Source organism: Pseudomonas sp. B424 (assembly GCF_055408345.1).
In genome coordinates this window covers 90,921-115,900 of sequence record NZ_JBUZTL010000009.1, presented here as the reverse complement: position 1 = coordinate 115,900, position 24,980 = coordinate 90,921, and the positions used below count along the sequence as shown (strand labels likewise).

General features: G+C 59.2%; 27 protein-coding genes. 11 read left to right on the top strand and 16 right to left on the bottom strand.

Annotation, left to right across the window (positions count from 1 at the left end; all coding sequences use genetic code 11):
• Positions 1-92 precede the first annotated feature (92 nt).
• Positions 93-1,055 carry a thioredoxin-disulfide reductase gene (gene trxB / locus ACZRMS_RS13280; protein WP_463995616.1) on the bottom strand — a complete coding sequence of 321 codons (963 nt, stop codon included), beginning with the start codon at positions 1,053-1,055 and terminating at the stop codon, positions 93-95.
• A 311-nt stretch (positions 1,056-1,366) separates the two neighbouring features.
• Between trxB and cysZ the strand changes: the two genes are divergently transcribed.
• The gene (gene cysZ, locus ACZRMS_RS13275) at positions 1,367-2,125 is read left to right on the top strand and encodes a sulfate transporter CysZ (RefSeq protein ID WP_463995615.1); all 759 of its coding nucleotides are present in this window, start codon (positions 1,367-1,369) and stop codon (positions 2,123-2,125) included.
• 64 nt (positions 2,126-2,189) lie between these two features.
• Entirely contained in the window at positions 2,190-3,380 is a 1,191-nt protein-coding gene (locus ACZRMS_RS13270) for a glycosyltransferase family 4 protein (RefSeq protein WP_463995614.1), read from the top strand.
• A 51-nt stretch (positions 3,381-3,431) separates the two neighbouring features.
• On the opposite strand, the gene ACZRMS_RS13265 is transcribed toward ACZRMS_RS13270, so the two are convergent.
• Together ACZRMS_RS13265 and ACZRMS_RS13260 are read right to left on the bottom strand one after the other, a co-directional pair.
• Complete coding sequence (locus ACZRMS_RS13265) at positions 3,432-3,926, bottom strand: glutathione peroxidase (RefSeq protein ID WP_463995613.1); 495 nt, start codon at positions 3,924-3,926, stop codon at positions 3,432-3,434.
• Positions 3,927-4,060: 134 nt separating this feature from the next.
• On the bottom strand, positions 4,061-4,546 hold the full coding sequence (locus ACZRMS_RS13260) for an FKBP-type peptidyl-prolyl cis-trans isomerase (RefSeq protein WP_048360060.1): 486 nt from the start codon (positions 4,544-4,546) through the stop codon (positions 4,061-4,063).
• Between ACZRMS_RS13260 and ACZRMS_RS13255 the strand changes: the two genes are divergently transcribed.
• From ACZRMS_RS13255 to ACZRMS_RS13245, 3 genes are read left to right on the top strand one after another with little or no spacing between them, the layout of a single operon-like run.
• On the top strand, positions 4,515-4,853 hold the full coding sequence (locus ACZRMS_RS13255) for a DUF3565 domain-containing protein (protein WP_463995612.1): 339 nt from the start codon (positions 4,515-4,517) through the stop codon (positions 4,851-4,853). The genes ACZRMS_RS13260 and ACZRMS_RS13255 overlap by 32 nt on opposite strands.
• 60 nt (positions 4,854-4,913) lie before the next feature.
• Positions 4,914-7,013 (top strand): phosphate acetyltransferase, encoded by a 2,100-nt coding sequence (pta, locus tag ACZRMS_RS13250; protein ID WP_463995611.1) that lies wholly within the window; start codon positions 4,914-4,916, stop codon positions 7,011-7,013.
• Positions 7,014-7,919, top strand: coding sequence for an acyltransferase (locus tag ACZRMS_RS13245; RefSeq protein WP_463995610.1), 906 nt, complete (start codon positions 7,014-7,016; stop codon positions 7,917-7,919).
• Between the two features lie 174 nt (positions 7,920-8,093).
• Here the strand turns inward: ACZRMS_RS13245 and cysN are convergent, their stop codons facing one another.
• The 3 genes from cysN to ACZRMS_RS13230 all read right to left on the bottom strand — a co-directional run bounded on the left by cysN (position 8,094) and on the right by ACZRMS_RS13230 (position 11,900).
• Positions 8,094-9,992: a sulfate adenylyltransferase subunit CysN gene (cysN, locus tag ACZRMS_RS13240; RefSeq protein WP_463995609.1), complete on the bottom strand. Its 1,899-nt coding sequence runs from the start codon at positions 9,990-9,992 to the stop codon at positions 8,094-8,096.
• Positions 9,993-10,001: 9 nt separating this feature from the next.
• Positions 10,002-10,919: a sulfate adenylyltransferase subunit CysD gene (cysD, locus tag ACZRMS_RS13235; protein ID WP_131655038.1), complete on the bottom strand. Its 918-nt coding sequence runs from the start codon at positions 10,917-10,919 to the stop codon at positions 10,002-10,004.
• 222 nt (positions 10,920-11,141) lie between these two features.
• Positions 11,142-11,900 carry a Nif3-like dinuclear metal center hexameric protein gene (locus ACZRMS_RS13230; RefSeq protein WP_463995608.1) on the bottom strand — a complete coding sequence of 253 codons (759 nt, stop codon included), beginning with the start codon at positions 11,898-11,900 and terminating at the stop codon, positions 11,142-11,144.
• 99 nt (positions 11,901-11,999) lie between these two features.
• Here ACZRMS_RS13230 and algW point away from each other — a divergent pair, with 99 nt between their 5' ends.
• Complete coding sequence (gene algW, locus ACZRMS_RS13225; RefSeq protein WP_048360066.1) at positions 12,000-13,157, top strand: Do family serine endopeptidase AlgW; 1,158 nt, start codon at positions 12,000-12,002, stop codon at positions 13,155-13,157.
• A 46-nt stretch (positions 13,158-13,203) separates the two neighbouring features.
• Here algW and hisC read toward each other — a convergent pair whose 3' ends face one another.
• The 10 genes from hisC to ACZRMS_RS13175 all read right to left on the bottom strand — a co-directional run bounded on the left by hisC (position 13,204) and on the right by ACZRMS_RS13175 (position 21,264).
• A complete protein-coding gene (hisC, locus tag ACZRMS_RS13220) occupies positions 13,204-14,256 on the bottom strand; it encodes a histidinol-phosphate transaminase (RefSeq protein ID WP_463995607.1) in 1,053 nt (350 codons plus the stop codon).
• Positions 14,257-14,258: 2 nt separating this feature from the next.
• Positions 14,259-15,587, bottom strand: a complete 1,329-nt coding sequence (gene hisD, locus ACZRMS_RS13215; RefSeq protein WP_463995606.1) for a histidinol dehydrogenase — start codon at positions 15,585-15,587, stop codon at positions 14,259-14,261.
• 162 nt (positions 15,588-15,749) lie between these two features.
• Positions 15,750-16,385, bottom strand: coding sequence for an ATP phosphoribosyltransferase (gene hisG, locus ACZRMS_RS13210; RefSeq protein ID WP_048360068.1), 636 nt, complete (start codon positions 16,383-16,385; stop codon positions 15,750-15,752).
• A gap of 180 nt (positions 16,386-16,565) precedes the next feature.
• Complete coding sequence (gene murA, locus ACZRMS_RS13205) at positions 16,566-17,831, bottom strand: UDP-N-acetylglucosamine 1-carboxyvinyltransferase (RefSeq protein ID WP_463995605.1); 1,266 nt, start codon at positions 17,829-17,831, stop codon at positions 16,566-16,568.
• Positions 17,832-17,862: 31 nt separating this feature from the next.
• Complete coding sequence (locus ACZRMS_RS13200; RefSeq protein ID WP_003439919.1) at positions 17,863-18,102, bottom strand: BolA family protein; 240 nt, start codon at positions 18,100-18,102, stop codon at positions 17,863-17,865.
• Between the two features lie 115 nt (positions 18,103-18,217).
• A complete protein-coding gene (locus ACZRMS_RS13195) occupies positions 18,218-18,523 on the bottom strand; it encodes an STAS domain-containing protein (protein ID WP_463995604.1) in 306 nt (101 codons plus the stop codon).
• A complete protein-coding gene (locus ACZRMS_RS13190; RefSeq protein WP_463995603.1) occupies positions 18,520-19,179 on the bottom strand; it encodes an MlaC/ttg2D family ABC transporter substrate-binding protein in 660 nt (219 codons plus the stop codon). Before ACZRMS_RS13190 ends, ACZRMS_RS13195 begins: the two co-directional genes overlap by 4 nt.
• Before the next feature lie 11 nt (positions 19,180-19,190).
• Positions 19,191-19,658, bottom strand: a complete 468-nt coding sequence (gene mlaD / locus ACZRMS_RS13185; RefSeq protein WP_463995602.1) for an outer membrane lipid asymmetry maintenance protein MlaD — start codon at positions 19,656-19,658, stop codon at positions 19,191-19,193.
• Positions 19,658-20,455, bottom strand: a complete 798-nt coding sequence (gene mlaE / locus ACZRMS_RS13180) for a lipid asymmetry maintenance ABC transporter permease subunit MlaE (protein WP_463995601.1) — start codon at positions 20,453-20,455, stop codon at positions 19,658-19,660. Before mlaE ends, mlaD begins: the two co-directional genes overlap by 1 nt.
• Positions 20,455-21,264 carry an ATP-binding cassette domain-containing protein gene (locus ACZRMS_RS13175; protein ID WP_048360074.1) on the bottom strand — a complete coding sequence of 270 codons (810 nt, stop codon included), beginning with the start codon at positions 21,262-21,264 and terminating at the stop codon, positions 20,455-20,457. Before ACZRMS_RS13175 ends, mlaE begins: the two co-directional genes overlap by 1 nt.
• A gap of 292 nt (positions 21,265-21,556) precedes the next feature.
• On the opposite strand from ACZRMS_RS13175, the gene ACZRMS_RS13170 reads away from it, so the two are divergent.
• From ACZRMS_RS13170 to lptB, 5 genes are read left to right on the top strand one after another with little or no spacing between them, the layout of a single operon-like run.
• Positions 21,557-22,531: a KpsF/GutQ family sugar-phosphate isomerase gene (locus ACZRMS_RS13170; protein WP_463995600.1), complete on the top strand. Its 975-nt coding sequence runs from the start codon at positions 21,557-21,559 to the stop codon at positions 22,529-22,531.
• Positions 22,531-23,055, top strand: coding sequence for a KdsC family phosphatase (locus ACZRMS_RS13165; protein WP_048360076.1), 525 nt, complete (start codon positions 22,531-22,533; stop codon positions 23,053-23,055). Before ACZRMS_RS13170 ends, ACZRMS_RS13165 begins: the two co-directional genes overlap by 1 nt.
• An 8-nt stretch (positions 23,056-23,063) precedes the next feature.
• On the top strand, positions 23,064-23,636 hold the full coding sequence (lptC, locus tag ACZRMS_RS13160; protein ID WP_463995599.1) for an LPS export ABC transporter periplasmic protein LptC: 573 nt from the start codon (positions 23,064-23,066) through the stop codon (positions 23,634-23,636).
• Complete coding sequence (gene lptA, locus ACZRMS_RS13155) at positions 23,623-24,168, top strand: lipopolysaccharide transport periplasmic protein LptA (protein ID WP_048360078.1); 546 nt, start codon at positions 23,623-23,625, stop codon at positions 24,166-24,168. The genes lptC and lptA overlap by 14 nt, the downstream gene beginning before the upstream one ends.
• Entirely contained in the window at positions 24,168-24,893 is a 726-nt protein-coding gene (gene lptB / locus ACZRMS_RS13150) for an LPS export ABC transporter ATP-binding protein (RefSeq protein ID WP_016781798.1), read from the top strand. Before lptA ends, lptB begins: the two co-directional genes overlap by 1 nt.
• Positions 24,894-24,980 lie beyond the last annotated feature (87 nt).

Genomic DNA, 24,980 nt, shown 5'->3' with positions numbered 1-24,980 from the left:
ACACCGCAGCGATTCCATCGCGGGCAAGCCCGCTCCCACAGGGCAGACACAAAAAAACCGGCCAAGGCCGGTTTTTTTGTTGGGGCGAGTTATCAGAACGATACGTTTTGCAGGTCGTCCAGGTAACGCTCCGCGTCCAGTGCAGCCATGCAGCCTGCGCCCGCCGAGGTGATGGCCTGACGGTAAACGTGGTCAGCCACGTCGCCCGCGGCAAACACGCCTTCGATGCTGGTGGCTGTGGCATTGCCTTCACGGCCGCCCTGCACAACCATGTAACCGTCTTTAAGCTCCAGCTGGCCTTCGAACAACGAAGTGTTCGGCGTATGGCCGATGGCGATGAACACGCCGTCAACTTTCAGCTCGTCAAAGCTGCCGTCGTTGTTCTTCAGGCGGGCACCGGTCACGCCCATGTTGTCGCCCAGGACTTCGTCCAGGGTCGCGTTCAGCTTGAGCTCGATCTTGCCTTCAGCTACACGGGCGTGCAGCTTGTCGATCAGGATCTTCTCGGCACGGAATGTTTCGCGACGGTGAACCAGGGTCACTTTGCTGGCGATGTTGGCCAGGTACAGGGCCTCTTCAACGGCCGTGTTACCCCCCCCCACTACGGCAACAGGCTTGTTGCGGTAGAAGAAACCGTCACAGGTCGCACAGGCCGAAACGCCCTTGCCCATGAACGCTTCTTCGGATGGCAGGCCCAGGTAACGGGCGCTGGCGCCGGTGGCGATGATCAATGCATCGCAAGTGAAAGTACCGCTGTCGCCCTTGAGGGTGAACGGGCGGTTTTTCAGATCCACTTCATTGATGTGGTCGAAAATGATTTCAGTCTCAAAACGCTCGGCGTGTTCGCGCATGCGATCCATCAACGCCGGGCCGGTCAAGCCGTGAACATCACCCGGCCAGTTATCGACTTCAGTAGTGGTGGTCAGTTGACCGCCAGCCTGCATGCCCGTGATCAGCAGTGGTTTGAGGTTGGCGCGGGCTGCATAGACTGCAGCGCTGTAACCGGCAGGGCCGGAGCCCAGAATAATCACACGCGAATGACGTACTTCAGACATGACTCACTCCTATGGCCGCCCGCATTGAAACCGGGTCGGAACGCCGCTTTACCGGCTGGAATAAAAAGAAACCTTAAACCTGCTCAGGCAGTGCCTGAAATTCGCAGATCCTGAAAAATATGGGTGAAGCTTATAGAGGCCGCAGAGAGTAAGGAAATACGCATTAACAATCCAGCTCATAGCAGGTCTCTATGTAGTCGAATTCGATTTTAGACGGCTTTGTTACAGTTATTGTCGATACAGCGACAAGGCTTTCGTCCTACAGATAAAGCCGTTAAGGTCGCCCGGTTTCCCACTGCTCGGAGCTCTCTATGCCCGCCCCCGTTCTCTCTGGCCCGCAGTATCTGCGTGAAGGCCTAAAGTTGGTACTCAGCCCCGGCCTGCGCCTGTTCGTGCTGCTGCCGTTGCTGACCAATCTGGTGCTGTTCGTCGGGTTGATTTATTTCGCCGGGCATCAGTTCAGCCTCTGGGTCGATGCCTTGATGCCATCGCTGCCCAGCTGGCTCAGCTTTCTCAACTACGTGTTGTGGCCGCTGTTCGTGGTGCTGGTAGCACTGATGGTGTTTTTCACCTTCACCATGCTGGCCAATATCATTGCTGCACCGTTTAACGGTTTTCTCGCGGAAAAAGTCGAAGCCGTAGTGCGCGGGGTCGATAACTCTCCGCCCTTCAGCTGGGCCGAACTGGCGGCCATGGTGCCCCGCACCCTGGCCCGGGAATTGCGCAAGCTGGGCTATTTCTTGCCTCGTGCCATTGCGCTGCTGATCCTCTCGTTCATTCCGGTGCTCAACCTGATCGCGGCACCGCTTTGGCTGTTGTTCGGGGTCTGGATGATGGCTATTCAGTACATCGACTACCCGGCCGACAACCACAAGCTGGGCTGGAACGAAATGCTTGCCTGGTTGCGCGAGAAACGCTGGCAGAGCATGAGCTTCGGCGGCATCGTCTATCTGGTGCTGCTGATCCCCGTGGTCAACGTGCTGATGATGCCGGCCGCCGTGGCCGGGGCAACCCTGTTCTGGGTGCGTGAGCGCGGCGACGAAGCGCTGGCAGCGGCCAGCCGCAGCTAACGTCTTCACAAATCTATCATTACCGTGACATATGGCCGTCATGGCCCCCACGCACACTGGGGCCATGACCACAGCCCTGCATATCGCCCTGATCACCGAAACCTTCCCGCCCGAAATCAACGGTGTGGCCAATACTCTTGGCCAACTGTGTAATGGCTTGCGCGCACGCAATCACCACGTAGAGCTGGTGCGCCCGCGCCAGGCCGACGATGGCAGCCGGCGCAGCAACGACGAGCTGATGCTCTGCCGGGGCGGGCCATTACCGGGCTACCCCGGCCTGCAATGGGGCCTGACATCCACCCACCGCCTGACAAAACGCTGGCGCCAACAAACTCCGGACGTGATCTATATCGCCACGGAGGGGCCACTGGGCCTGTGTGCATTACGTGTCGCACGGCGATTGGGCATTACGGTGGTCACGGGCTTTCACACCAATTTTCAGCAGTATTTGCATCAATACGGCCTGGGCCTGTTCACCCGCGCGCTGACCCTCTATCTGCGCTGGTTCCATAACCGTTCTGCATTGACCCTGGTCCCCAGCACCAGCCAGTGCCTGGAACTTGCGCGCCGGCATTTTGAACGCCTGGAACTGCTCGAACGGGGTGTCGACAGCCAGCTTTTCAGCCCCGCAAAACGCCAGAATGCGTTGCGCCACAGCTGGGGTCTCAGAGACAACGATATTGCGCTGCTGCATGTCGGGCGCCTGGCACCGGAAAAAAACCTCGGTGCCCTCAAGCGCTGCCTTGATGCGCTGCAAGCCCGTTACCCGGGGCGCCGCTTCAAGTTGATCGTGGTGGGCGACGGGTCAAAACGCGCAGCTCTGGAAGCCTCGTTGCCTGAGGCAATTTTTTGCGGGCAACAGGCCGGGGAAGCGCTGGCGCACCACTACGCCAGTGGGGACGTGTTTTTGTTTCCGAGCCTGAGCGAGACCTTCGGCAATGTGGTGCTCGAAGCCCAGGCCTCGGGCCTGGGCGTGGTGGCGTATGACGAGGCCGCTGCAGGCCAGCATATCCGCCACGGCTACAACGGCGTGCTGGCCATGCCGGGCGATGAATACGCCTGGATCGAAGCCGCATGCTGGTTGCTGGAAGACCCCGAAACCTTGCGCACCCTGCGCCTTAATGCGCGACGCCATGCCAGCCGCCAAAGCTGGCCGGGGGTTATCGAGCAGTTCGAAAACCAGTTGCACCGTGCTTGCCGGAGCTGCGCATGCGCAGCCCCGGGGCCGGTGCAGATCGAATCGAAAAAACCTTGAGCCAGGGTCTGTTGACGTTTGGCTATCGGCCCATCGGGTCGCGTGTCACAACTAAACGTCAACAGATCCCAGGGACTTTTCAATCGCCAGGATTACCGTTGCATCGTCAGGCGCGGTTCGCGGTGAGAAGCGCGCCAGCACCCGACCGTCCTGACCGACCAGAAACTTCTCGAAGTTCCAGGTGATGTCCCCTTCGAACTCAGCCCCCTCGCCTGCCAGCAAACGATAGAGCTGATGACGGTCAGGACCGTTGACGTCCAGCTTGCTGCTCAGCGGGAAGCTGACGCCGTAGTTGAGGCTGCAAAACGCTTGAATCTCTTGCTCGGTACCCGGCTCTTGCCCGGCGAACTGGTTGCAGGGCACACCCAATACGCTGAAGCCCTGGCCCTTGTACTGCTGATAGAGGTTTTCCAGCGCCGCATATTGCGGCGTCAAACCACATTTGGAGGCGACGTTGACCACCAGCACCACGTTGCCCTTGAAAGTTTCCAAGGGCAGTGGCTGGCCGTTCAGCGTGTCTAAGATCAGGTCGTGAAAAGCACTCATGACGGACTCCAAAATTCCCGGTCTATGTTCAGGCAATCGCTCAAGATGCCGATTGCCATAATCATCAATGATGCAAAAAGGCGCCCGCAGGCGCCTTTTTTAAGCTAGTTCACACGTGAGCTTAGCAGCACTTGTCAGTGCTGATGACCGCCTTCACCGTGGACGTGGCCGTGAGCGATTTCTTCTTCGCTCGCGTCACGGATAGCAACAACCTTGACCTTGAAGTTCAGACGCTGACCAGCCAATGGGTGGTTGCCGTCTACAGTCACGTCGTCGCCGTCCAGATCACGGATGGTCACGATTTGCATCTGGCCGTCCGGCGCCGAAGCGTGGAACTGCATGCCAACTTCCAGTTGGTCAACGCCTTCGAACATGTTGGCGCTCAAAGTGCTTACCAGCTCGGCGGAGTACTCGCCATAAGCGTCTTCAGGTTCAACGCTGACTTCCAGCTCATCACCAACTGCCTTGCCAACCAGAGCCTTTTCCAGACCCGGAATGATGTTACCTGCGCCTTGCAGGTAGACCAGCGGCGCGCCGCCGGCGGAGCTGTCGATGACCTCACCAGCGTCATTGGTCAGGGTATAGTCGATGGAGACAGCCTTATTGGCGGCGATCGTCATGGGGCGAGACCTTTTGCAAAAAAATAATGAGTGCGCAAGTTTAACCAAGCAATCGCCTGAAAGCGAACACAACCAAGACCAACGGATAATTTTGAAAACTTCAACGATCATTGGCTGGCGTCAGGATGAAGAGCAACACTGGGTTGTCGTGCTTTCCTGCGGCCACACCCAGCACCAGCGTCACCAGCCGCCCTGGCAATCGAGGCCCTGGGTGCTTGATCCATTGCAGCGCCAGAAAAAAATAGGCCAGCCCTTTGCCTGTGGCTGGTGTGCTCAAGACGCGGATAGCGCTAATCTTGGCAATTGATTCAGGCACCAGCCCCGTTAATCGGGCGTTGCCCTTGCAATGCCACGTCAGGAAGCTCGCATGCAAACTTTCTTTATCGCCCCCACTGACTTTGGTGTGGGCCTGACATCCATCAGCCTCGGCCTGGTTCGCACACTGGAACGCGCCGGTTTGAAAGTCGGCTTTTTCAAGCCCATTGCCCAGCCCCATCCGGGCGACCTTGGCCCCGAGCGCTCCACCGAGCTGATGGCCCGCACCCACGGCCTCAAGCCGCCTACCCCGCTGGGGCTGGCGCATGTCGAGCGCATGCTCGGCGACGGCCAGCTGGATGAATTGCTCGAAGAAATCATCAGCCTTTATCAGCAGGCCGCCATCGGCAAGGACGTGCTGATCGTCGAAGGCATGGTGCCCACCCGTACTGCCAGCTACGCGGCGCGGGTCAACTTGCACCTGGCCAAGAGCCTGGACGCCGAAGTGATACTGGTCTCGGCCCCGGAAAACGAAGTGCTGACCGAGCTCTCCGGCCGTGTCGAGTTGCAGGCCCAATTGTTTGGTGGCCCCAAAGACCCGAAAGTGCTCGGCGTCATCCTCAACAAGGTTCGCACCGACGAGACCATGGAGGCCTTTGCGGCACGCCTCAAGGAACACTCGCCGCTGCTGCGCAGTGGTGATTTCAAGCTGCTGGGCTGCATTCCGTATCAACCTGAACTCAACGCCCCGCGCACCCGCGATGTGGCCGAGTTGCTCGGTGCCCAGGTGCTCAATGCCGGGGATTATGAAACCCGGCGCATGTCGAAAATCATCCTGTGCGCACGCACGGTGCTCAACACCCTGCAACTGCTCAAGCCGGGCGTGCTGGTGGTGACCCCGGGCGATCGCGACGACATTATCCTGGCTGTCAGCCTGGCCGCCATGAACGGCGTGCCCCTGGCCGGCCTGCTGCTGACCAGCGACACCCAGCCCGACCCGCGCCTGATGGAGCTTTGCCGGGGGGCCTTGCAGGCGGGGTTGCCGGTGCTCTCGGTAAGCACCGGCTCGTACGACACTGCCAACCGCCTCAATAGCCTGAACAAGGAAATCCCGATTGATGACCGCGAACGTGCGCAAATCATCACCGACTTTGTTGCCAGCCACCTCGACGCCCAGTGGCTGCATCAACGCTGTGGCACGCCACGGGAAATGCGCCTGACCCCGGCGGTGTTCCGCTACCAGCTGATCCAGCGCGCCCAGCAAGCCAACAAACGTATCGTGTTGCCAGAAGGCAGCGAGCCCCTGACCGTACAGGCCGCCGCTATTTGCCATGCTCGCGGTATCGCCCGCTGCGTCTTGCTGGCCAAGCCCGAAGAGGTTCAGGCGGTGGCCAAGGCCCACGGTTTCGAACTGCCCGAAGGCCTGGAGATTCTCGACCCGGATCTGATCCGAGCCCGCTACGTCGAACCAATGGTGGCCCTGCGCAAAACCAAAAGCCTCAACGCCCCGATGGCCGAGCAGCAACTGGAAGACCCGGTGGTGATCGGCACCATGATGCTGGCACTGGACGAGGTCGACGGGCTGGTTTCCGGCGTGATCCACTCCACGGCCAACACCATCCGCCCTGCCCTGCAACTGATCAAGACGGCGCCGGGCTGCACCCTGGTGTCGTCGGTGTTCTTCATGTTGTTCCCCGAGCAGGTACTGGTGTACGGCGACTGCGTGATGAACCCGCACCCGAGCGCCACCGAGCTGGCGGAAATCGCCCTGCAAAGCGCCGACTCCGCCGCCGCATTCGGCATCACCCCGCGGGTGGCCATGATCAGCTATTCCAGCGGTGAGTCCGCCACTGGCGAGGAAGTCGAAAAAGTCCGCGAAGCCACCTTGCTGGCCCACGAAGCCCAGCATTCACTGCTGATCGACGGTCCACTGCAATACGATGCCGCCGCCAACGAAGCGGTGGCCAGACAACTGGCGCCCAACAGCCAGGTGGCAGGCCGGGCCACGGTTTTCGTGTTCCCGGACCTGAACACCGGCAACACGACGCACAAGGCCGTGCAGCGCAGTGCCGATTGCGTCAGCCTCGGGCCGATGCTGCAAGGCCTGCGCAAACCGGTGAACGACCTGCCACGCGGCGCGCAAGTGGACGACATCGTCTACACCATCGCCCTCACGGCAATTCAAGCCGCCAACCGACCTATGGATGTGTAAATGCTGGACTTCCTCCCTGCGCCGATACGCGGCGTCATTGCTTCACTGCTGCTGGCGATCAACACCATCCTGTGTTGCACGCCCCTGTTTATCGTCGCGATTTTCAAGCTGTGCCTGCCGTTCCCGGCGGCGCAACGGGTGACAGACGAGTTGATGCGCCGTATCCACGAAGCCTGGGTCGGCAACAACAATCGCTGGATGGATTTGCTGCGCAAGACCCGCTGGCATATCAAGGGCCTTGAGGGGCTGGACTATGAGCACTCGTACCTGGTCACCAGCAACCACCAGAGCTGGGTCGACATCATGGTGCTGCAATACGTGCTCAATAAACGCATTCGCCCGCTGAAGTTCTTCCTCAAGCAGGAGCTGATCTGGGTGCCCGTGATTGGCCTGGCGTGGTGGGCACTGGGGTTCCCGTTCATGAAGCGCTACTCCAAGGCGTACCTGGCCAAGCACCCGGAGAAGAAAGGCGCAGACCTTGCGACTACCCGTAAAACCTGTGCCAAGTTCAAGAACCAGTCGGTGGGGATTTTCAACTTCGTCGAAGGCACGCGCTTTACCGAGGCCAAGCACGCGCAGCAGAACTCGCCGTTCCGCTACCTGCTCAAACCCAAGGCCGGCGGCATCGCCTTTGTGCTGGATGCCATGGGTGAGCAATTGCAGTCGATCGTCAACGTGACGATCCACTATCCCGGCGGTCGCCCGGGGTATTGGGACTTGCTGTGCGGCAATGTGAAGGAAGTGGTCGTGGTGTTTGAAGAACTGCAAATACCGGCTGAGTTTCTGGGCAAGAACTACGACCAGGACCCTGAATACCGGCTGGCATTCCAGAGCTGGATCAACCAGCTGTGGGAAGACAAGGACCGGTTGTTGGGGGAGTTGCATCGGGAATATCCCAACACCTGATGTCCCTGGATCTTGTGGGAGCGGGCTTGCCCGCGATGGCAGCACCGCATTCTGGCAGGTAAACCGCATCGCCCGCATCGCGAGCAAGCCTGCTCCCACAGGGGCATTTTCAGCATCGGCCACCCAATAAAAAGCCCGCCACCGATCTCTCGGTGGCGGGCTTTTTAATGCGGCTTAGATAGCGCCGCGTTGACGCAACAGGTCCAGTACCAACTTGACGCTGTCTTCCAGCGACAGCGATTGGGTGTCGACCACAAGGTCAGCATCCAGCGGCACGTCATACGGGAAAGACTCACCCGGGATGTTGTCACCCCCCGCCGCATACAGCCCTTGCGGGTCACGCTCGGCGCACACGGCTGGAGATGCCTGGACATACACGGTGACCAGACGGTCGCTGCCAATCAGCGCCCTGGCCTGTTCACGGCCTTCGGCATCCGGCGCCACGAACGCGGCCAATGTCAGCAGGCCGGCTTCGTTGAACTGACGCGCAACGTGAGCGGCACGACGCCAGTTTTCAGTACGCCCGGCACGATCCTGTGGCAGACCCTTGTTCAAGTCATGGCGCAGGTTCTGGCCGTCCAGTACGAAAACCGCACGGCCCATGTCGAACAACTTGCGCTCGACCGCATAGGCCAGGGTGCTTTTGCCAGCGCCCGACAGGCCACTGAACAGCACGGTGGCTGGCTGCTGGCCAAAACGCTGGGCGCGTTCTTCAACAGCCACGTGCGCCAGCTTGCCATGATGGGTTGCGCTGCCATGACTCAACGGCTGTGCAACGATCATCCCGGCACCGACGGTGCCATTGGTCAGGCGGTCGATGATGATGAACGAACCGGTGGTGCGGTTGCTGTCATAGCCATCCAGCGCAATCGGGGCGTCGAGGCTGACCTTGACCTTGCCGATTTCGTTCAGCTGCAAGGCACTGGCCGGGCCTTCTTCCAGAGTGTTCACATCGACTTTGTTGACGATGCTGGCAATCGAACCCGGCACATAGCTGGTCGCACGCTTGATGTCGTACTTCTTGCCCGGCAGCATCGGCTCTTCAGCCATCCACACCAGCATGGCTTCGAAGTTGTCAGTCACCAGCGGCTGGTTGTCGGCATGCACCAACAGGTCGCCACGGGAGATGTCGATCTCGTCTTCCATGGTCAACGTGACCGCCTGGCCCGGGCCTGCGTGTTCCAGCTCACCTTCAAAGGTAACGATGGATTTTACGCGGCTGCTCTTGCCCGACGGCAGCACCACGATCTCGTCGCCCTTGCGCACGATGCCGCTGGCCAGCGTACCGGCAAAGCCACGGAAGTTCAGGTTCGGACGGTTCACGTACTGCACCGGGAAGCGCAGGTCGGTGAGGTTGCGGTCGGCCGCCACTTCCACGGTTTCAAGAATTTCCATCAGCGACTGGCCGGTGTACCACGGCGAGCGCTCGGACCTGTTCACCACGTTGTCGCCTTTAAGGGCAGACATCGGCACAAAGTGCAGGCTGGTGGGCTTGAGCTTCAAGCCTTCGGCAAACGTCAGGTAGTCGGCCTTGATCGACTCGAAAACGCCTTCGTCAAACCCCTTGAGGTCCATCTTGTTGATGGCCACAACGATATGCTTGATGCCCAGCAACGAGGCGATGAAGCTGTGGCGGCGGGTCTGGGTCTGCACGCCGTAACGGGCATCCACCAGAATGATCGCCAGGTCACAGGTGGACGCACCGGTGGCCATGTTGCGGGTGTACTGCTCATGGCCCGGGGTATCGGCAATGATGAATTTGCGCTTGGCGGTCGAGAAGTAACGGTACGCCACGTCGATGGTGATGCCCTGCTCGCGCTCGGCTTGCAGGCCGTCCACCAGCAGCGCCAGGTCGATGTCATCGCCCGTGGTACCGCTCTTTTTCGAATCGCGGGTAATGGCTTCCAGATGGTCTTCGTAGATCATCTTGGAGTCGTGCAGCAGGCGCCCGATCAGGGTGCTCTTGCCGTCGTCGACGTTGCCGCAGGTCAGGAAGCGCAACATCTCTTTGCGCTCGTGCTGGCCCAGGTAGGCGAGGATGTCCTCGCTGATCAGTTCAGATTGATGCGACATGACAACCCCTTAGAAATAGCCCTGACGTTTTTTATCTTCCATGGAGCCGGCGCCATCGTGATCGATGACTCGGCCCTGGCGTTCGGAAGTTCGCGTCAGGAGCATTTCCTGGATGATGTCAGTCAGGGTTTCAGCCTCTGACTCCACCGCGCCGGTCAGAGGGTAGCAACCCAGGGTGCGGAAGCGGACCTTTTTCTTGACGATGCGCGCCTTGTCTTCATCAGACAGGTGCTCAAGGATACGTTCGTCGTCGATCATGATCAGCGTGCCGTTCTTCTCGATCACATCGCGTTCGGCGGCGAAGTACAGCGGCACAATCGGGATGCCTTCGAGATAGATGTACTGCCAGATATCGAGTTCGGTCCAGTTCGACAGCGGGAATACGCGGATCGATTCGCCCTTGTTGACGTTGCCGTTGTAGACGTTCCACAACTCGGGGCGCTGGTTTTTCGGGTCCCAGCGGTGCTTGCTGTCGCGGAAGGAGTACACGCGCTCTTTGGCACGGGACTTCTCTTCATCGCGGCGCGCGCCACCGAAGGCGGCATCAAAGCCGTACTTGTCCAGAGCCTGCTTCAGGCCCTCGGTTTTCATGATGTCGGTGTGCTTGGCGCTGCCGTGGGTGAAGGGGTTGATCCCTTGCGCCACGCCGTCCGGGTTGACGTGAGTGATCAGGTCCAGGCCCAGCTCGGCGACCATCTTGTCGCGAAAGCTGTACATCTCCTGGAATTTCCACTGGGTGTCGACATGCATCACCGGAAACGGCAGCTTGCCCGGGAAAAACGCCTTGCGTGCAAGGTGCAGCATCACGGCGGAATCTTTACCGATCGAGTACAGCATCACCGGGTTATCGAACTCGGCGGCCACCTCGCGGATGATGTGGATGCTTTCCGCCTCCAGCTGTTTCAGATGCGTCAGTTTGTCGACCATGGCTACTCACGAAAGCTATCTTATGAACGGCCTGCGGGCCGTGTTCGAGGGTCGAATGCTAGCACAGCGCCCTCTTCTATAGATGGCGCCAACTAGATCGAAACGGTCTAAGAATAGATCGCGGGGTTTGGCCTGTAATTGCCTGTGGGAGCGAGCCTGCTCGCGAAAGCGATGCAGCTGATGGCCTCTTCGCGAGCAAGCTCGCTCCCACGCGTTTTGGATTCAGATCGGGTTCGGGCAATCGATAAACAGGTGTTCAAGGGCAAAGCGGCGGGCCAGGTAATCGCCCAGGGCTTGCACGCCATAGCGCTCGGTGGCGTGGTGCCCGGCGGCAATAAAGCTGATGTCGTTTTCCCGGGCGCTGTGGAAAGTCTGCTCCGAGGCTTCGCCGCTCAGGTACAGATCAACCCCCGCCAGCACCGCCTGGTCGATGTAGCCCTGCCCGCCTCCGGTGCACCAGCCCACGCGGCGAATCATCTCGCTGCCTTCAATCAGCAACGGCTCACGCCCCAGCGCCTCTTGAACACGGCGCGCAAAGTCGCGGGCCGTGACAGGTTCTGCCAGGGAACCCACCAGCCCCACCACTTTCGGATTTCCCGGGTCCAGCGGCCCTTCGACGGTGATGTCCAGCTGCCGCGCCAATTGCACGTTGTTGCCCACCTCAGGGTGCAGGTCCAGCGGCAAGTGATAAGCCAGGAGGCTGATGTCGTGCTTGAGCAAGGTCTTGAGACGACGCTGCTTCATACCGGTCACGCAGGGGTCTTCGCCCTTCCAGAAGTAACCATGGTGCACCAGCACCAGGTCGGCCTGAGCCTCGACCGCTGCATCCAGCAAAGCCTGGCTGGCGGTCACGCCACTGACGATGCGCATCACCTGGGGCCGGCCTTCGACCTGCAGGCCGTTGGGGCAATAATCGCCAATGGCGCCACAGTTGAGATAGCGATTTGCTTCTTCTACCAGCGTGCTCAGGGCAACAGCCATAAAAGACTCCTAAATAAGCGTTCAGAGGCCGACGGCCCTCGTATAATGGCGCCATTATGGGCCGTCGAGATGGCTCTGCAACCTTCAGGATCGAGTTCAATGTTTAAGGCTTTGCGTTTCTTTGGCTGGCCATTGCTGGCTGGCGTGCTTATCGCTTTGCTGATTATTCAGCGTTACCCGCAATGGGTCGGGCTGCCGAGCCTGGACGTTAATCTGCAACAAGCGCCACAAACCAGCTACATGCAGCAAGGGCCCGTGACCTATGCCGATGCCGTAACCCGTGCAGCGCCTGCGGTGGCCAACCTGTACACCACCAAGGTGGTGAACAAAAACGCCAAGCCGCTGTTTGAAGACCCGCAGTTCCGGCACTTTTTCGGCAACAACGAGCCCAAGCAAAAACGTATGGAGTCCAGCCTCGGCTCGGCGGTGCTGATGAGCCCCGAAGGCTACTTGCTGACCAACAACCACGTGGTCGCAGGTGCCGACCAGATCGTGGTGGCGCTCAAGGACGGCCGCGAAACACATGCCCGCATCATTGGCAGCGACCCCGAGACTGACCTGGCGGTGCTGAAGATCGACTTGAAGAACTTGCCGGCGATCACCATCGGCCGCTCGGACACCCTGCGCATCGGCGATATCGCTCTGGCGATTGGCAACCCGTTTGGTGTGGGTCAAACCACCACCATGGGCATCATCAGCGCCACGGGGCGTAACCAGTTGGGCTTGAACAACTACGAAGACTTCATCCAGACCGACGCCGCGATCAACCCGGGCAACTCGGGCGGAGCGCTGGTGGATGCCAATGGCAACCTGACCGGGATCAACACCGCGATTTTCTCCGAGTCCGGCGGCTCCCAGGGGATCGGTTTTGCGATCCCGATCAATCTGGCCATGGAAGTCATGAAGTCGATCATCGAGCACGGTCAGGTGATTCGCGGCTGGCTGGGGATTGAAGTGCAACCGTTGACCCAGGAACTGGCCGAGTCGTTTGGGCTCAGTGGCCGCCCGGGGATTGTGGTCGCGGGGATTTTCCGTGATGGCCCGGCGCAAAAAGCCGGTCTGCAAGTGGGGGACGTGATTTTGAGCATTGATGGCGAGCCCGCCAACGATGGTCGTCGCTCGATGAATCAGGTGGCGCGGATCAAGCCGTCGGACAAGATCACGATTCAGGTCATGCGCAACGGCCAGGAGCACAAGCTCACCGCTGAAGTGGGCCTGCGCCCGCCGCCAGAGCAGCCGCCGCAGAAGAATCAATAAGCAGGCCAGCCCTCTCCCAGGGGAGAGGGCTGGCGTAAGGCCGCGGCTACAGCTCCGACAACCCTTCAATCAGCGCCGCGTTCTGCTCCGGCGTGCCGATGCTGATGCGCAAGAACTGGGCAATGCGCAGTTGCTTGAAGTGACGCACGATCACACCCTGCTCGCGCAGCCTGGCTGCCAGCGCCGCCGCATCATGCTCAGGGTGGCGGGCAAAGATAAAGTTCGCCGCCGACGGCAGCACCTCAAAACCCAGCGCCTTCAATTGGCCCACGACCTGCTCGCGGCTGTCGATCACCAACTTGCAGGTGTGTTCGAAGTACTCGCGGTCTGCAAACGCCGCTGCCGCACCCGCTATCGCCACACGGTCGAGCGGGTAGGAGTTGAAGCTGTTCTTGATCCGCTCCAGCGCTTCGATCAGGTCTGGATGCCCTACCGCCAGGCCAACCCGCAAGCCGGCCAGCGAGCGTGATTTGGACAGGGTCTGGGTCACCAGCAGGTTCGGATAACGGTCCACCAGACTGATGGCTGTCTCGCCACCAAAGTCGATATACGCCTCATCCACGACTACAACTGAATCGGGGCTGGCCTTGAGCATCTGCTCGATGGCATCCAGCGCCAGCAGACAGCCCGTCGGGGCGTTGGGATTGGGGAAGATGATCCCGCCATTGGGCCTGGTGTAATCCGCAGGTTGAATCTGGAACTGCTCATCCAGCGGCACGGCGTCAAATTCGATGCCGTACAAGCCGCAATAAACCGGATAGAAGCTGTAGCTGATATCCGGGAACAGCAGCGGTTTGTCGTGCTGAAACAGACCGTTGAACACATGGGCCAGGACTTCATCCGAACCGTTGCCCAAAAACACCTGACCGGTCTGCACACCGTAATACTCGGCCACCGCCTGCTTGAGCAGGTCGCTGTTCGGATCAGGATACAAACGCAGGTTGTCGTTGATCTCGCCCTGCATTGCCGCCAGCGCTTTGGGCGAAGGCCCATAGGGGTTTTCGTTGGTATTGAGTTTGACCAGTTTGGTCAGTTTCGGCTGCTCACCCGGCACGTAAGGCACCAGCTCTTTAACGAACGGACTCCAGAATTTGCTCATGCTTATTGCCCCTGCTCGGTGTCGGCGATGATCCGGTATTCAGCACTGCGGGCGTGGCCGGTCAGCGATTCACCGCGAGCGAGAATCGAGGCGGTCTTACCCAGTTCGGACGCGCCCTGCTCGGAACAGAAGATGATCGAGGAGCGCTTCTGGAAGTCATACACCCCCAGCGGCGAGGAAAAACGCGCCGTGCCGGAAGTCGGCAATACATGGTTTGGACCCGCGCAGTAATCACCCAGGGCCTCGGACGTGTGACGACCCATAAAGATCGCACCGGCGTGACGGATCTGCGGCAGCCAGGCTTGCGGGTCTGCCACCGACAATTCCAGGTGCTCAGGGGCGATGCGGTTGGCGACATCAATCGCCTGCTGCATGTCTTCCACCAGAATCAGCGCACCACGACCATTGATCGAGGTTTCGATAATTTCGGCACGTTCCATGGTCGGAAGCAGCCTGGCGATGCTGGCCGCGACCTTGTCGAGAAACCCGGCGTCGGGGCTGACCAGAATCGCCTGTGCGTCTTCGTCGTGCTCGGCCTGGGAGAACAGGTCCATGGCGATCCAGTTCGGGTCGGTCAGGCCATCACACACCACGAGGATTTCCGAAGGACCGGCAATCATGTCGATACCGACCTGGCCAAACACATGGCGCTTGGCCGTCGCGACATAGATGTTGCCCGGGCCGACCACCTTGTCCACTTTCGGCACGCTTTCGGTGCCGTAAGCCAGCGCTGCAACGGCTTGCGCCCCGCCAATGGTGAACACACGGTCTACACCTGCAATGCAGGCTGCGGCCAATACCAGCTCGTTGATTTCACCGCGCGGGGTCGGCACGACCATCACCACTTCGGTGACGCCTGCCACCTTGGCCGGAATGGCGTTCATCAACACCGATGAAGGGTACGAGGCCTTGCCACCCGGCACGTACAAACCGGCACGGTCCAGCGGCGTGACTTTCTGGCCCAATACCGTGCCGTCGGCTTCGGTGTAGCTCCAGGAATCCTGCTTCTGTTTTTCGTGGTAGCTGCGTACACGCTGCGCGGCTTTTTCCAGCGCTTCGCGCTGCGGCACGGTGATGCGGGTCAGGGCCAGCTCCAGGCGCTCACGGGGCAGGATCAGATCAGCCATCGACGCCACTTTCAGCCCGTCAAAGCGCTGGGTGAACTCAACCAAAGCCGCATCGCCGCGTTCACGCACCGCCTTGATGATGTCGAGCACGCGCTGGTTGACCGAGTCATCAGACACACTTTCCCAGCTCAGCAGATGATCCAGATGCTGCGCGAAGTCCGGGTCAGCAGCGTTGAGTCGGCGAATTGCAGTGGGAGCGGTCATAGCGAGGGCCTCGGTAATGGGCGAATGCTTGGAATTTTTGATGTTGCAGATCTCAGGCACCTCAAGACTACCAAGCCATCCGCGCGGGTACCTGAGATTTCTGGCTATTGCACGGATAGATGGGCGCGGCTTCAGGGGGCAGGCCCCGGCCGCGCAGGTGAGTCAGCCGCGGTGTCGCGATTCCACTGCCTTGCGCAGGGTATCGATCAGGGCTTGAATACGGGCGTGCTGCATTTTCATTGAAGCCTTGTTGACCACCAGACGGGAGCTGATGGCGGCAATGAAATCCTGGGGTTCCAGGCCATTGGCACGCAAGGTGTTGCCGGTATCGACCACGTCGATGATCTTGTCGGCCAGGCCGATCAACGGAGCCAGTTCCATCGAACCATACAGCTTGATGATATCGACCTGACGGCCTTGCTCGGCGTAGTAACGCTTGGCGACATTGACGAACTTGGTCGCAACGCGCAGGCGGCCTTTGGGCTCAACGGCACCGATAGCGCCGGCAGTCATCAGCTTGCACTGGGCAATGCGAAGGTCCAGCGGCTCGTAAAGGCCCTGGCCACCGTATTCCATCAGCACGTCTTTGCCAGCCACGCCGAGATCGGCCGCGCCATGTTCAACATACGTCGGCACGTCGGTGGCGCGTACGATCAGCAGGCGTACATCGGGCTGGGAAGTCGGAATAATCAACTTGCGGCTTTTGTCCGGATTCTCGGTCGGCACAATGCCTGCTTCAGCCAGAAGCGGCAGGGTGTCGTCAAGGATACGGCCCTTGGACAGTGCAATGGTCAACATGGGAAACGTAAGTCCTTATCAGGGTACTTATGCCCGGACGCAATCGGCGCCGGGCAAGCATCGAGCCTGATATCAGGCTCGACTTGAACGATTCGAGGCCAGGTAAGGTAACGCTTGCAAGCCGTTACGTCACCTGGCGGCTGGACACGATCCCTGTGCCCATGAGGCCAGACAGCAAAACTAGCCCGGAACGCGGCGGATTTTGGCGCCCAGCATTTGCAGTTTTTCTTCGATGCACTCGTAACCACGGTCTATGTGGTAGATGCGGTCGATCAGGGTGTCGCCTTCAGCAACCAGAGCCGAAATCACCAGGCTGGCCGAAGCACGCAGGTCGGTAGCCATGACTGGCGCGCCCTTGAGCGTTTCAGTACCGGTCACGATGGCAGTGTTGCCTTCGACCTGGATCTTGGCGCCCATGCGGTGCAGTTCGTACACGTGCATGAAACGGTTTTCGAAGATGGTCTCGATCACAGCGCCCGTGCCTTCGGCAATGGCGTTGAGGGAGATGAACTGCGCCTGCATGTCGGTCGGGAACGCCGGGTACGGAGCCGTACGCACGTTCACCGCTTTAGGGCGCTTGCCGTGCATGTTCAGCTCGATCCAGTCTTCACCTGTGGTGATTTCGGCGCCTGCTTCCTTGAGTTTCTCAAGTACGGCTTCAAGGATGGTCGGATCAGTGTCCTTGACCTTCACACGGCCACCGGTCACAGCCGCGGCTACCAGATAAGTACCGGTTTCGATACGGTCCGGCATTACGCGGTAGGTAGCAGGGTGCAGCTCTTTGACGCCATCAATGATGATGGTGTCTGTACCGGCACCGCTGACCTTGGCGCCCATGGCGTTCAGGAAGTTGGCCAGGTCGACGACTTCAGGCTCGCGTGCAGAGTTCTGCAACACGCTGCGGCCATTGGCCAGAGCTGCGGCCATCATGATGTTTTCAGTACCGGTCACGCTGACGGTATCGAAGAAGAAGCTGGCACCGTGCAGGCCGCCTTCAGGCGCCTTGGCCTTGATGTAGCCACCTTCAACGTCAATCACTGCGCCCATGGCTTCAAGGCCGCGGATGTGCAGGTCAACCGGACGCGAACCAATGGCGCAACCGCCTGGCAAGGCAACTTCGGCATAACCGAAGCGCGCAACCATCGGGCCCAGAACCAGGATCGACGCACGCATGGTTTTCACCAGTTCGTACGGCGCAACCAGGGTCTTGATGGTGTTCGGGTTGATTTCGACGCTGAGCTTTTCATCGATCACCGGCTCAATGCCCATGCGACCGAACAGCTCGATCATGGTGGTGATGTCATGCAAGTGCGGCAGGTTGGCCACAGTGACCGGGCCATTGCACAGCAAGGTCGCTGCCAGAATCGGCAGGGCGGAGTTCTTCGCCCCGGAAATGCGGATTTCGCCATCTAGACGAACACCGCCGGTAATAATCAATTTATCCATAACAATCTCGACGCCAATGGGCTCAGGGGGCTCAGGTGCGCTCGGCCCAGGCCGCGCTGCTGAAGAATTTCATAGTGACCGCATGAATGCTGCCATCAGCAATCCACGGGTTCAAATGGGCATAGATGCTTTGTTGACGTTTTACCGGGCTCAGGGCCACCAGTTCGTCACTAATCACGTTCAGCTGAAAGTTGCAGCCTTCGCCCTCAACTTCTACCTGGGTACCAGGCAGCTTTCCCTCAAGAAAGCTCTTCACTTCTACGGCCTGCATGCTCAACCTCAATCGGCGCCTAACGCGCGCGGGTCGGCCATCATACAAAAAAGCCCCGCGCCTGCGAACCCCGGATAACAGGACTCTGACGGGGGGGCTTTTCTATAGGTGGCAGTTAATAATGTGCCAGCAGCTCGGTCAGACCCGAAACCTGGGCGATTTCACGCATGTCTTCGGGCATGGCACGAATGCTCAATGGCTTGTTAAGGGCTTGCGCATCACGGATATAGCACAACAGCAGCGACAAACCGACGCTGCTGGATTTGGTGACAGCCGAGCAATCTACAACCAGCTCCTTGGCCAGGGCTTTCTTGATCAGAGCCTGGCCTTCGGCGCGCAAACGAGGGCCAGTCTGATAATCGAGCACGCCACTGAGGTGCAGCTCGCTTTCGCCGGCCAGGGTTACGGCCGCTTCACTCATTGGCCTGCAGCCTTGGGCGAAGCCGCATCGGTGGTCTGCTTGGCCTTGGCCACTTCGCCAGCCCAGTTATCGATGGTTTTGTCCAGGTTGTTGCCGTTGCGCTGCATGGCGTCGGCGAACTGGTCACGGAACAGTTTGCCGATATTGATGCCATTGATGATCACGTTGCGCACTTTCCACTCGCCGTTAACCTTGTTAAGGGTATAGGACAAAGGATAAATGGCACCGCTATCGCCTTTTACGGTCATGTCGACGCTGGTGCGATCGCCGCTTTCATCCTTGGCAGGCGAAACGGTGATGCCCTTGTTGTTGAACTCAAGCAAGGCATTGCCATAGAACTGCATCAGGCTGCGCTTGAAGTTCTCTTGAAAACGCTGCATCTGCGCAGGAGTGGCGTTGCGCGAGTACTTGACGGTCATGATGCTTTTGGAGATGCCGTCGACATCCACCGCCGGGCCAACGATCTCGTTCAAGGCATCGTAGAACTTGCTCGGGCTTTGCTTGTACTGTTCTTTGTTGGCAGCCAGGTCGGCCAGCAACCGGGTCGTTGTATCTGAAACGATGTCATGGGCAGACTGCCCCGGTGCAGCATTCGCTGCCAGCGGAAGAGTTGCAGCCAGAATTACCAGCAGGCCACGGCGCAAGAGAGAGATCATCTTAAAGCTCCTTATTTGGCTTCTTTGCTAACGGTATTGAGCAGGAATTTGCCGATCAGGTCTTCAAGAACCAACGACGACTGAGTGTCGTGAATGGTACCGCCGTCCTTGAGCACTGTGTCTTCGCCGCCCACGCTCAGACCGATGTATTTCTCGCCCAGCAGCCCCGCAGTGAGGATAGACGCTGTCGAATCGGACGGCAGGTTATCCACCGCCTTTTCGAGCTGCAATGTGACACGGGCCATGTAATTGTCACGGTCCAGGTCAATCGCCGTCACCTTGCCGATGGTCACGCCAGCCATGGTGACTTTGGCGCGCACGGTGAGGCCGGCAATATTGTCAAAATTGGCGTATAGCTTGTACGTATCGGTACTGGCGGTCGGGGACAGCCCGCTGACTCGCAGGGCAAGCAGGAGCAAAGCCAGGATGCCAGCCAGCAGGAACAGGCCGACACCGATTTCCATGGTGCGGTTTTGCATCAGAAATCTCCAAACATCAAGGCAGTCAAAATAAAGTCCAGCCCGAGGACTGCCAGTGAGGCATACACCACGGTCTTGGTAGTGGCACGGCTGATCCCCTCTGAAGTGGGCTCACAGTCATAACCTTGAAACACGGCAATCCAGGTCACTACAAAGGCAAATACGATGCTTTTGATGATCCCGTTAATTACGTCACCACTGAAGGTTACGCTGTTTTGCATATTGGCCCAGTACGAGCCGTCATAGACACCCAGCCAGTCCACAGCAACCCACGAACCGCCCCAGATGCCGACCACACTGAAAATCATCGCCAGCACCGGCAGGGAAATAAACCCGGCCCACAACCGTGGCGCGATGATGTATTTGAGCGGGTCGACCCCGATCATTTCAAGGCTCGACAGTTGCTCGGTGGATTTCATGTTGCCGATTTCAGCGGTCAATGCAGACCCGGCACGACCGGCAAACAGCAACGCAGTGACCACCGGCCCCAACTCGCGCAACAGCGTCAGGGCAACCATCTGCCCTACCGCCTGCTCGGAGCCGTAGCTGGACAGAATGCTGAAGCCCTGAAGCGCCAGCACCATGCCGATGAAGATGCCTGACACGACAATGATCACCAGCGACATCACGCCAATGGAGTGCAGTTGCTTGATCAGCAACCCGAACCCTCCACCAATGCCGCCACGCCCCAGCAGTGCATGAAACAGGAAAATCGACGAACGCCCCAGTACCGCGACGATGTCGATCCCGGCTCGGCCAAACAGGCCGATACGGTCCATTAATGAACGCTTGCGCATCAGCGCTTCCCCAGTAGATCGGTTCGGTAGTCCGACGCCGGAAAGTGGAACGGAACCGGGCCATCCGGGTCACCGGTCATGAACTGACGAATGCGCGGATTATCGGCATTCATCAACTCTTCCGGCGTGCCCTGCCCCAGCACCTGACCATCACCGACTACATACAGATAGTCAGAGATACTCGCTGTTTCAGCCAGGTCGTGAGAAACCACAATGCTGGTGATGCCCAACGCGTCGTTGAGCAGGCGGATCAGCCGCACCAACACCCCCATAGCGATGGGGTCCTGCCCCACGAAGGGCTCGTCATACATCAGAATCTGCGGATCAAGGGCAATCGCCCGCGCCAGCGCCACCCGGCGCTTCATGCCACCGGACAGTTCGTCGGGCATCAAATCGATAGCCCCGCGCAAACCCACTGCCTGCAATTTCAGCAGCACAATGTCCCGAATCATTTCTTCCGGCAGCTCGGTATGCACCCGCAGCGGGAAGGCAACGTTCTCGAAAACGTCCAGATCGGTAAACAGGGCGCCGCTTTGAAACAGCACTCCCATGTGCTTGCGGGCATCAAACAGATCACTGCGCGACAGGGTCGGCAGGTTTTGATCGTTGACCCACACTTCGCCGCTGCTGGGACGCAGTTGCATGCCCATCAGGCGCAATAGTGTGGTTTTGCCGCAGCCCGACGGGCCCATGATCCCCGTGACTTTGCCACGAGGGATACGAATATCGACATTATTGAAGATGCTGCGCGTACCGCGCTTGAAGGACACTCCCTTCAGCTCGACCGCGTAGGCGTTATCGGCGCTCATCTAAACTCCTTGCGATGCAGCCTCTGCCTCTCACCCGGACACCAAACCTCTTGATTAAGAAGCACGCGTTCCCTGGCGGGCCGAACTGGCGGCGAACTATACCACTGCACATAGTGACCGCCCAAGACCGAAGGAGTGCCGGTTCAGCCTCAATACAGTGAAATAAATCGGTTTTTCACACAAACGTGCCACTCTTTACCTACATGAACAATAAAGCTCAGCGATCAAACGTGAGGGAAGCGCGCATAACCGCTATAATCCTTGCCTTTTCTCAGGCTACCCGACTTCAAACATGAGCCAATCCAGCGACCTGATTCAATCTGCCCAACGCACCATTCGCCTCGAACTGGAAGCCGTAGAAGGTTTGCTGGCCCATATCGACGCAGATTTCGTACGCGCTTGCGAGATGATTCTGGCAAGTAAAGGCCGGGTAGTCGTGGTCGGCATGGGCAAGTCCGGGCACATCGGCAACAAAATTGCCGCCACCCTGGCCAGCACCGGCACCACGGCTTTTTTCGTCCACCCGGCAGAAGCCAGCCACGGCGACATGGGCATGATCACCCGCGATGACATCATCCTCGCGCTGTCCAACTCAGGCTCTACCGCTGAGATCGTCACGTTGCTGCCCCTGATCAAGCGCCTGGGCATCAAGCTGATCAGCATGACCGGCAACCCCGAGTCCCCCCTGGCTAAAGCCGCCGACGTCAGCCTTGACGCCCGGGTGGCTCAGGAAGCCTGTCCGCTGAACCTGGCCCCGACCTCCTCGACCACCGCAACGCTGGTGCTGGGCGATGCCCTGGCCATTGCACTGCTCGAAGCGCGCGGCTTTACGGCCGAAGACTTTGCCTTCTCGCACCCCGGTGGCGCGCTGGGTCGTCGCCTGCTGCTGAAAGTCGAAAACGTCATGCACTCCGGCGACGAACTGCCGCAAGTGGTACGCGGCACCCTGCTCAAGGAAGCGCTGATGGAAATGACCCGCAAGGGCCTGGGCATGACCGTGGTCGTTGAGCAGGACGGCCGTCTGGCCGGAATCTTCACCGACGGCGACCTGCGCCGCACCCTGGACCGCGAGATCGATATCCGCAACGCGAGCATTGATGCCGTCATGACCCCCCACGGCAAAACTGCCCGGGCCGACATGCTGGCAGCCGAAGCCCTGAAAATTATGGAAGACCACAAAATCAGCGCGCTGGTTGTTGTCGACAAGGAAGACCGCCCCGTCGGTGCCTTGAACATGCACGACTTGCTACGCGCAGGAGTGATGTAATGACCCAGGACCTGCTCAAGCGCGGCAAAGACATCAAGCTTGCCATTTTTGACGTTGACGGCGTGCTGACCGACGGCCGCCTGTACTTCCTCGAAGATGGCAGCGAGTTCAAGACCTTCAACACCCTCGACGGTCAAGGCATCAAGATGCTGATGGCCGCGGGGGTGCAAACTGCAATCATCAGCGGCCGTAAAACCCCAGTGGTCGAACGCCGCGCACAAAACCTCGGCATTCCGTACCTGTATCAGGGTCGGGAAGATAAATTGGTCGTATTGGACGAGCTTCTTGGCCAACTCAACCTAAGCTATGAACAGGTTGCCTACCTGGGGGACGATCTGCCTGACTTGCCGGTTATCCGTCGAGTCGGCCTGGGCATGGCCGTGGCCAATGCCGCAAGCTTTGTGCGCCAACACGCCCACGGCGTTACACAGGCACGCGGTGGCGAAGGCGCCGCCCGCGAATTCTGCGAGTTGATCCTGCGTGCCCAAGGCAGCCTGGACGCAGCTCACGCCGCCTACCTATAGAGCTTTGTATGCTGAGCAAAAAGATTCGCCACATTCTGTTGTTCGCGATCATAGCCTCGCTGTTTGCAGCGGTTGGCTATTGGAATATCAGGCCGGAACGCTTTCTCGACACCCCGTCTGCGGCTGTCGATGAAAACGCTATCGACTATTACGCCACCAACGCACGCAGCCTGCAGTTCTTGCCGGACGGCAAGCTGCAGTACGAAATGACCTCTGACAAGCTGGAACATTTAAAGGCATCCGAGGTCACTCTGTTGACTCGCCCGGACCTGCAGATGTACCGGGGCACCGCATTCCCCTGGCACGTCCAGAGCGAGCGCGGTGAAGTCAACCCGGACGGTACCGAGGTTGAGCTGATCGATTCGGTGCGCGTAGCCCGCACCGACGAAAAGAACCGCACGACGATTATCACCAGTACCCGCATGACTGTATTCCCGCAGAAGCAATATGCGCAGACCGAGCGAGACGTTAGAATCGACGGCGCTGGCGGCGTAACTACTGGCAAGGGAATGAAAGCATATTTGAAAGACGGCAGGATGGACCTGCTGTCCAACGTAAGAGGACAGTATGAGTCTCGTTAAAACCCTCCCTTTATTGCTCGGTTTGAGCGCAGCACTGGGAAGCGTGAGCGCCTGGGCTCTGCCGAACGACAACGAACAGCCTATCCGCATCCAGGCCAACGAAGCGCAGCTGGATGACAAGCAAGGCGTTGCCACCTACAAGGGCGATGTGATCATCACCCAGGGCTCGATGAAAATCACCGGCAACACCGTGACCATTACGCGCAATCCCGCGGGCGAAATCGACGTGGTGACTTCCGTCGGCAACCTGGCTTACTTCGAGCAATTGCAAAAGGCCACTGACCCGAAACCGGTTCAGGCTTATGCCGTCACCATTCAGTACCATGCGCCGCAAAATCGCATCGTGCTGATCGACAAGGCTAAAGTCATCAACGACGGCAACACCACCGAAGGCGAGAAAATCGTCTACGACACGGTGAAACAAGTCGCCAACGCCGGTCGCGCCAATGGTAGCCAGGTCACTGCACCTCGCCCGCGCATCGACATGGTGATCCAGCCCAAGAAGAAAACCGACCCGCAGAAGGCCCAGTAATGGCAACTCTGAAAGCCCAGCATCTGGCCAAAAGCTACAAGAGCCGTCAGGTAGTTCGTGATGTCAGCCTGTCGATCGACAGCGGGCAAATCGTGGGTTTGCTCGGCCCCAACGGCGCGGGCAAAACCACGTGCTTCTATATGATTGTGGGCCTGGTACATGCCGATCAGGGTCGCGTACTGATCGATGACCTGGATGTCAGCCACGAGCCGATGCACGGCCGTGCACGCGCCGGTATTGGCTACCTGCCCCAGGAAGCCTCGATCTTTCGCAAGCTGTCGGTCGCCGACAACATCATGGCGATCCTTGAAACGCGCAAGGAGCTCGACAAGGCAGGTCGGCGCAAAGAGCTGGAAAGCCTGTTGCAGGAGTTCCACATCAACCACATCCGCGACAACCTGGGCATGAGCCTGTCCGGTGGCGAACGTCGCCGGGTAGAAATCGCCCGCGCACTGGCCACCGCGCCCAAGTTCATCCTGCTCGATGAACCCTTTGCCGGCGTTGACCCGATCTCGGTCGGCGACATCAAGCAAATCATCTACCACCTCAAAGCCAAAGGCATTGGCGTACTGATCACCGATCACAACGTTCGTGAAACCCTCGATATCTGCGAAACCGCTTATATCGTTAACGACGGTCAATTGATCGCTGAAGGCGATGCTGAAACGATTCTGGCCAACAAGTTGGTGAGAGAAGTGTATCTGGGCCACGAGTTCCGCCTGTAAGGCCAGGCGCACCCCTGCACTGCCAAAGTGCCATTACCCGCACAAAGCCCGCATGCTTGTTTTACCCGGGCGCCCGATCGGGCGCCC

Coding starts and splice junctions, on each gene's coding strand:
- mlaE (WP_463995601.1), bottom strand. CDS start 20,455: ATGCGCAAGCGTTCATTAATGGACCGTATCGGCCTGTTTGGCCGAGCC.
- lptB (WP_016781798.1), top strand. CDS start 24,168: ATGGCAACTCTGAAAGCCCAGCATCTGGCCAAAAGCTACAAGAGCCGT.
- cysD (WP_131655038.1), bottom strand. CDS start 10,919: ATGGTCGACAAACTGACGCATCTGAAACAGCTGGAGGCGGAAAGCATC.
- cysN (WP_463995609.1), bottom strand. CDS start 9,992: ATGTCGCATCAATCTGAACTGATCAGCGAGGACATCCTCGCCTACCTG.
- ACZRMS_RS13175 (WP_048360074.1), bottom strand. CDS start 21,264: ATGAGCGCCGATAACGCCTACGCGGTCGAGCTGAAGGGAGTGTCCTTC.
- hisD (WP_463995606.1), bottom strand. CDS start 15,587: ATGACCGCTCCCACTGCAATTCGCCGACTCAACGCTGCTGACCCGGAC.
- murA (WP_463995605.1), bottom strand. CDS start 17,831: ATGGATAAATTGATTATTACCGGCGGTGTTCGTCTAGATGGCGAAATC.
- hisC (WP_463995607.1), bottom strand. CDS start 14,256: ATGAGCAAATTCTGGAGTCCGTTCGTTAAAGAGCTGGTGCCTTACGTG.
- ACZRMS_RS13230 (WP_463995608.1), bottom strand. CDS start 11,900: ATGGCTGTTGCCCTGAGCACGCTGGTAGAAGAAGCAAATCGCTATCTC.
- lptC (WP_463995599.1), top strand. CDS start 23,064: ATGCTGAGCAAAAAGATTCGCCACATTCTGTTGTTCGCGATCATAGCC.
- ACZRMS_RS13265 (WP_463995613.1), bottom strand. CDS start 3,926: ATGAGTGCTTTTCACGACCTGATCTTAGACACGCTGAACGGCCAGCCA.
- ACZRMS_RS13245 (WP_463995610.1), top strand. CDS start 7,014: ATGCTGGACTTCCTCCCTGCGCCGATACGCGGCGTCATTGCTTCACTG.
- ACZRMS_RS13165 (WP_048360076.1), top strand. CDS start 22,531: ATGACCCAGGACCTGCTCAAGCGCGGCAAAGACATCAAGCTTGCCATT.
- ACZRMS_RS13260 (WP_048360060.1), bottom strand. CDS start 4,546: ATGACGATCGCCGCCAATAAGGCTGTCTCCATCGACTATACCCTGACC.
- ACZRMS_RS13195 (WP_463995604.1), bottom strand. CDS start 18,523: ATGAGTGAAGCGGCCGTAACCCTGGCCGGCGAAAGCGAGCTGCACCTC.
- ACZRMS_RS13190 (WP_463995603.1), bottom strand. CDS start 19,179: ATGATCTCTCTCTTGCGCCGTGGCCTGCTGGTAATTCTGGCTGCAACT.
- algW (WP_048360066.1), top strand. CDS start 12,000: ATGTTTAAGGCTTTGCGTTTCTTTGGCTGGCCATTGCTGGCTGGCGTG.
- mlaD (WP_463995602.1), bottom strand. CDS start 19,658: ATGCAAAACCGCACCATGGAAATCGGTGTCGGCCTGTTCCTGCTGGCT.
- cysZ (WP_463995615.1), top strand. CDS start 1,367: ATGCCCGCCCCCGTTCTCTCTGGCCCGCAGTATCTGCGTGAAGGCCTA.
- lptA (WP_048360078.1), top strand. CDS start 23,623: ATGAGTCTCGTTAAAACCCTCCCTTTATTGCTCGGTTTGAGCGCAGCA.
- ACZRMS_RS13200 (WP_003439919.1), bottom strand. CDS start 18,102: ATGCAGGCCGTAGAAGTGAAGAGCTTTCTTGAGGGAAAGCTGCCTGGT.
- ACZRMS_RS13170 (WP_463995600.1), top strand. CDS start 21,557: ATGAGCCAATCCAGCGACCTGATTCAATCTGCCCAACGCACCATTCGC.
- hisG (WP_048360068.1), bottom strand. CDS start 16,385: ATGTTGACCATTGCACTGTCCAAGGGCCGTATCCTTGACGACACCCTG.
- pta (WP_463995611.1), top strand. CDS start 4,914: ATGCAAACTTTCTTTATCGCCCCCACTGACTTTGGTGTGGGCCTGACA.
- ACZRMS_RS13255 (WP_463995612.1), top strand. CDS start 4,515: ATGGAGACAGCCTTATTGGCGGCGATCGTCATGGGGCGAGACCTTTTG.
- ACZRMS_RS13270 (WP_463995614.1), top strand. CDS start 2,190: ATGACCACAGCCCTGCATATCGCCCTGATCACCGAAACCTTCCCGCCC.
- trxB (WP_463995616.1), bottom strand. CDS start 1,055: ATGTCTGAAGTACGTCATTCGCGTGTGATTATTCTGGGCTCCGGCCCT.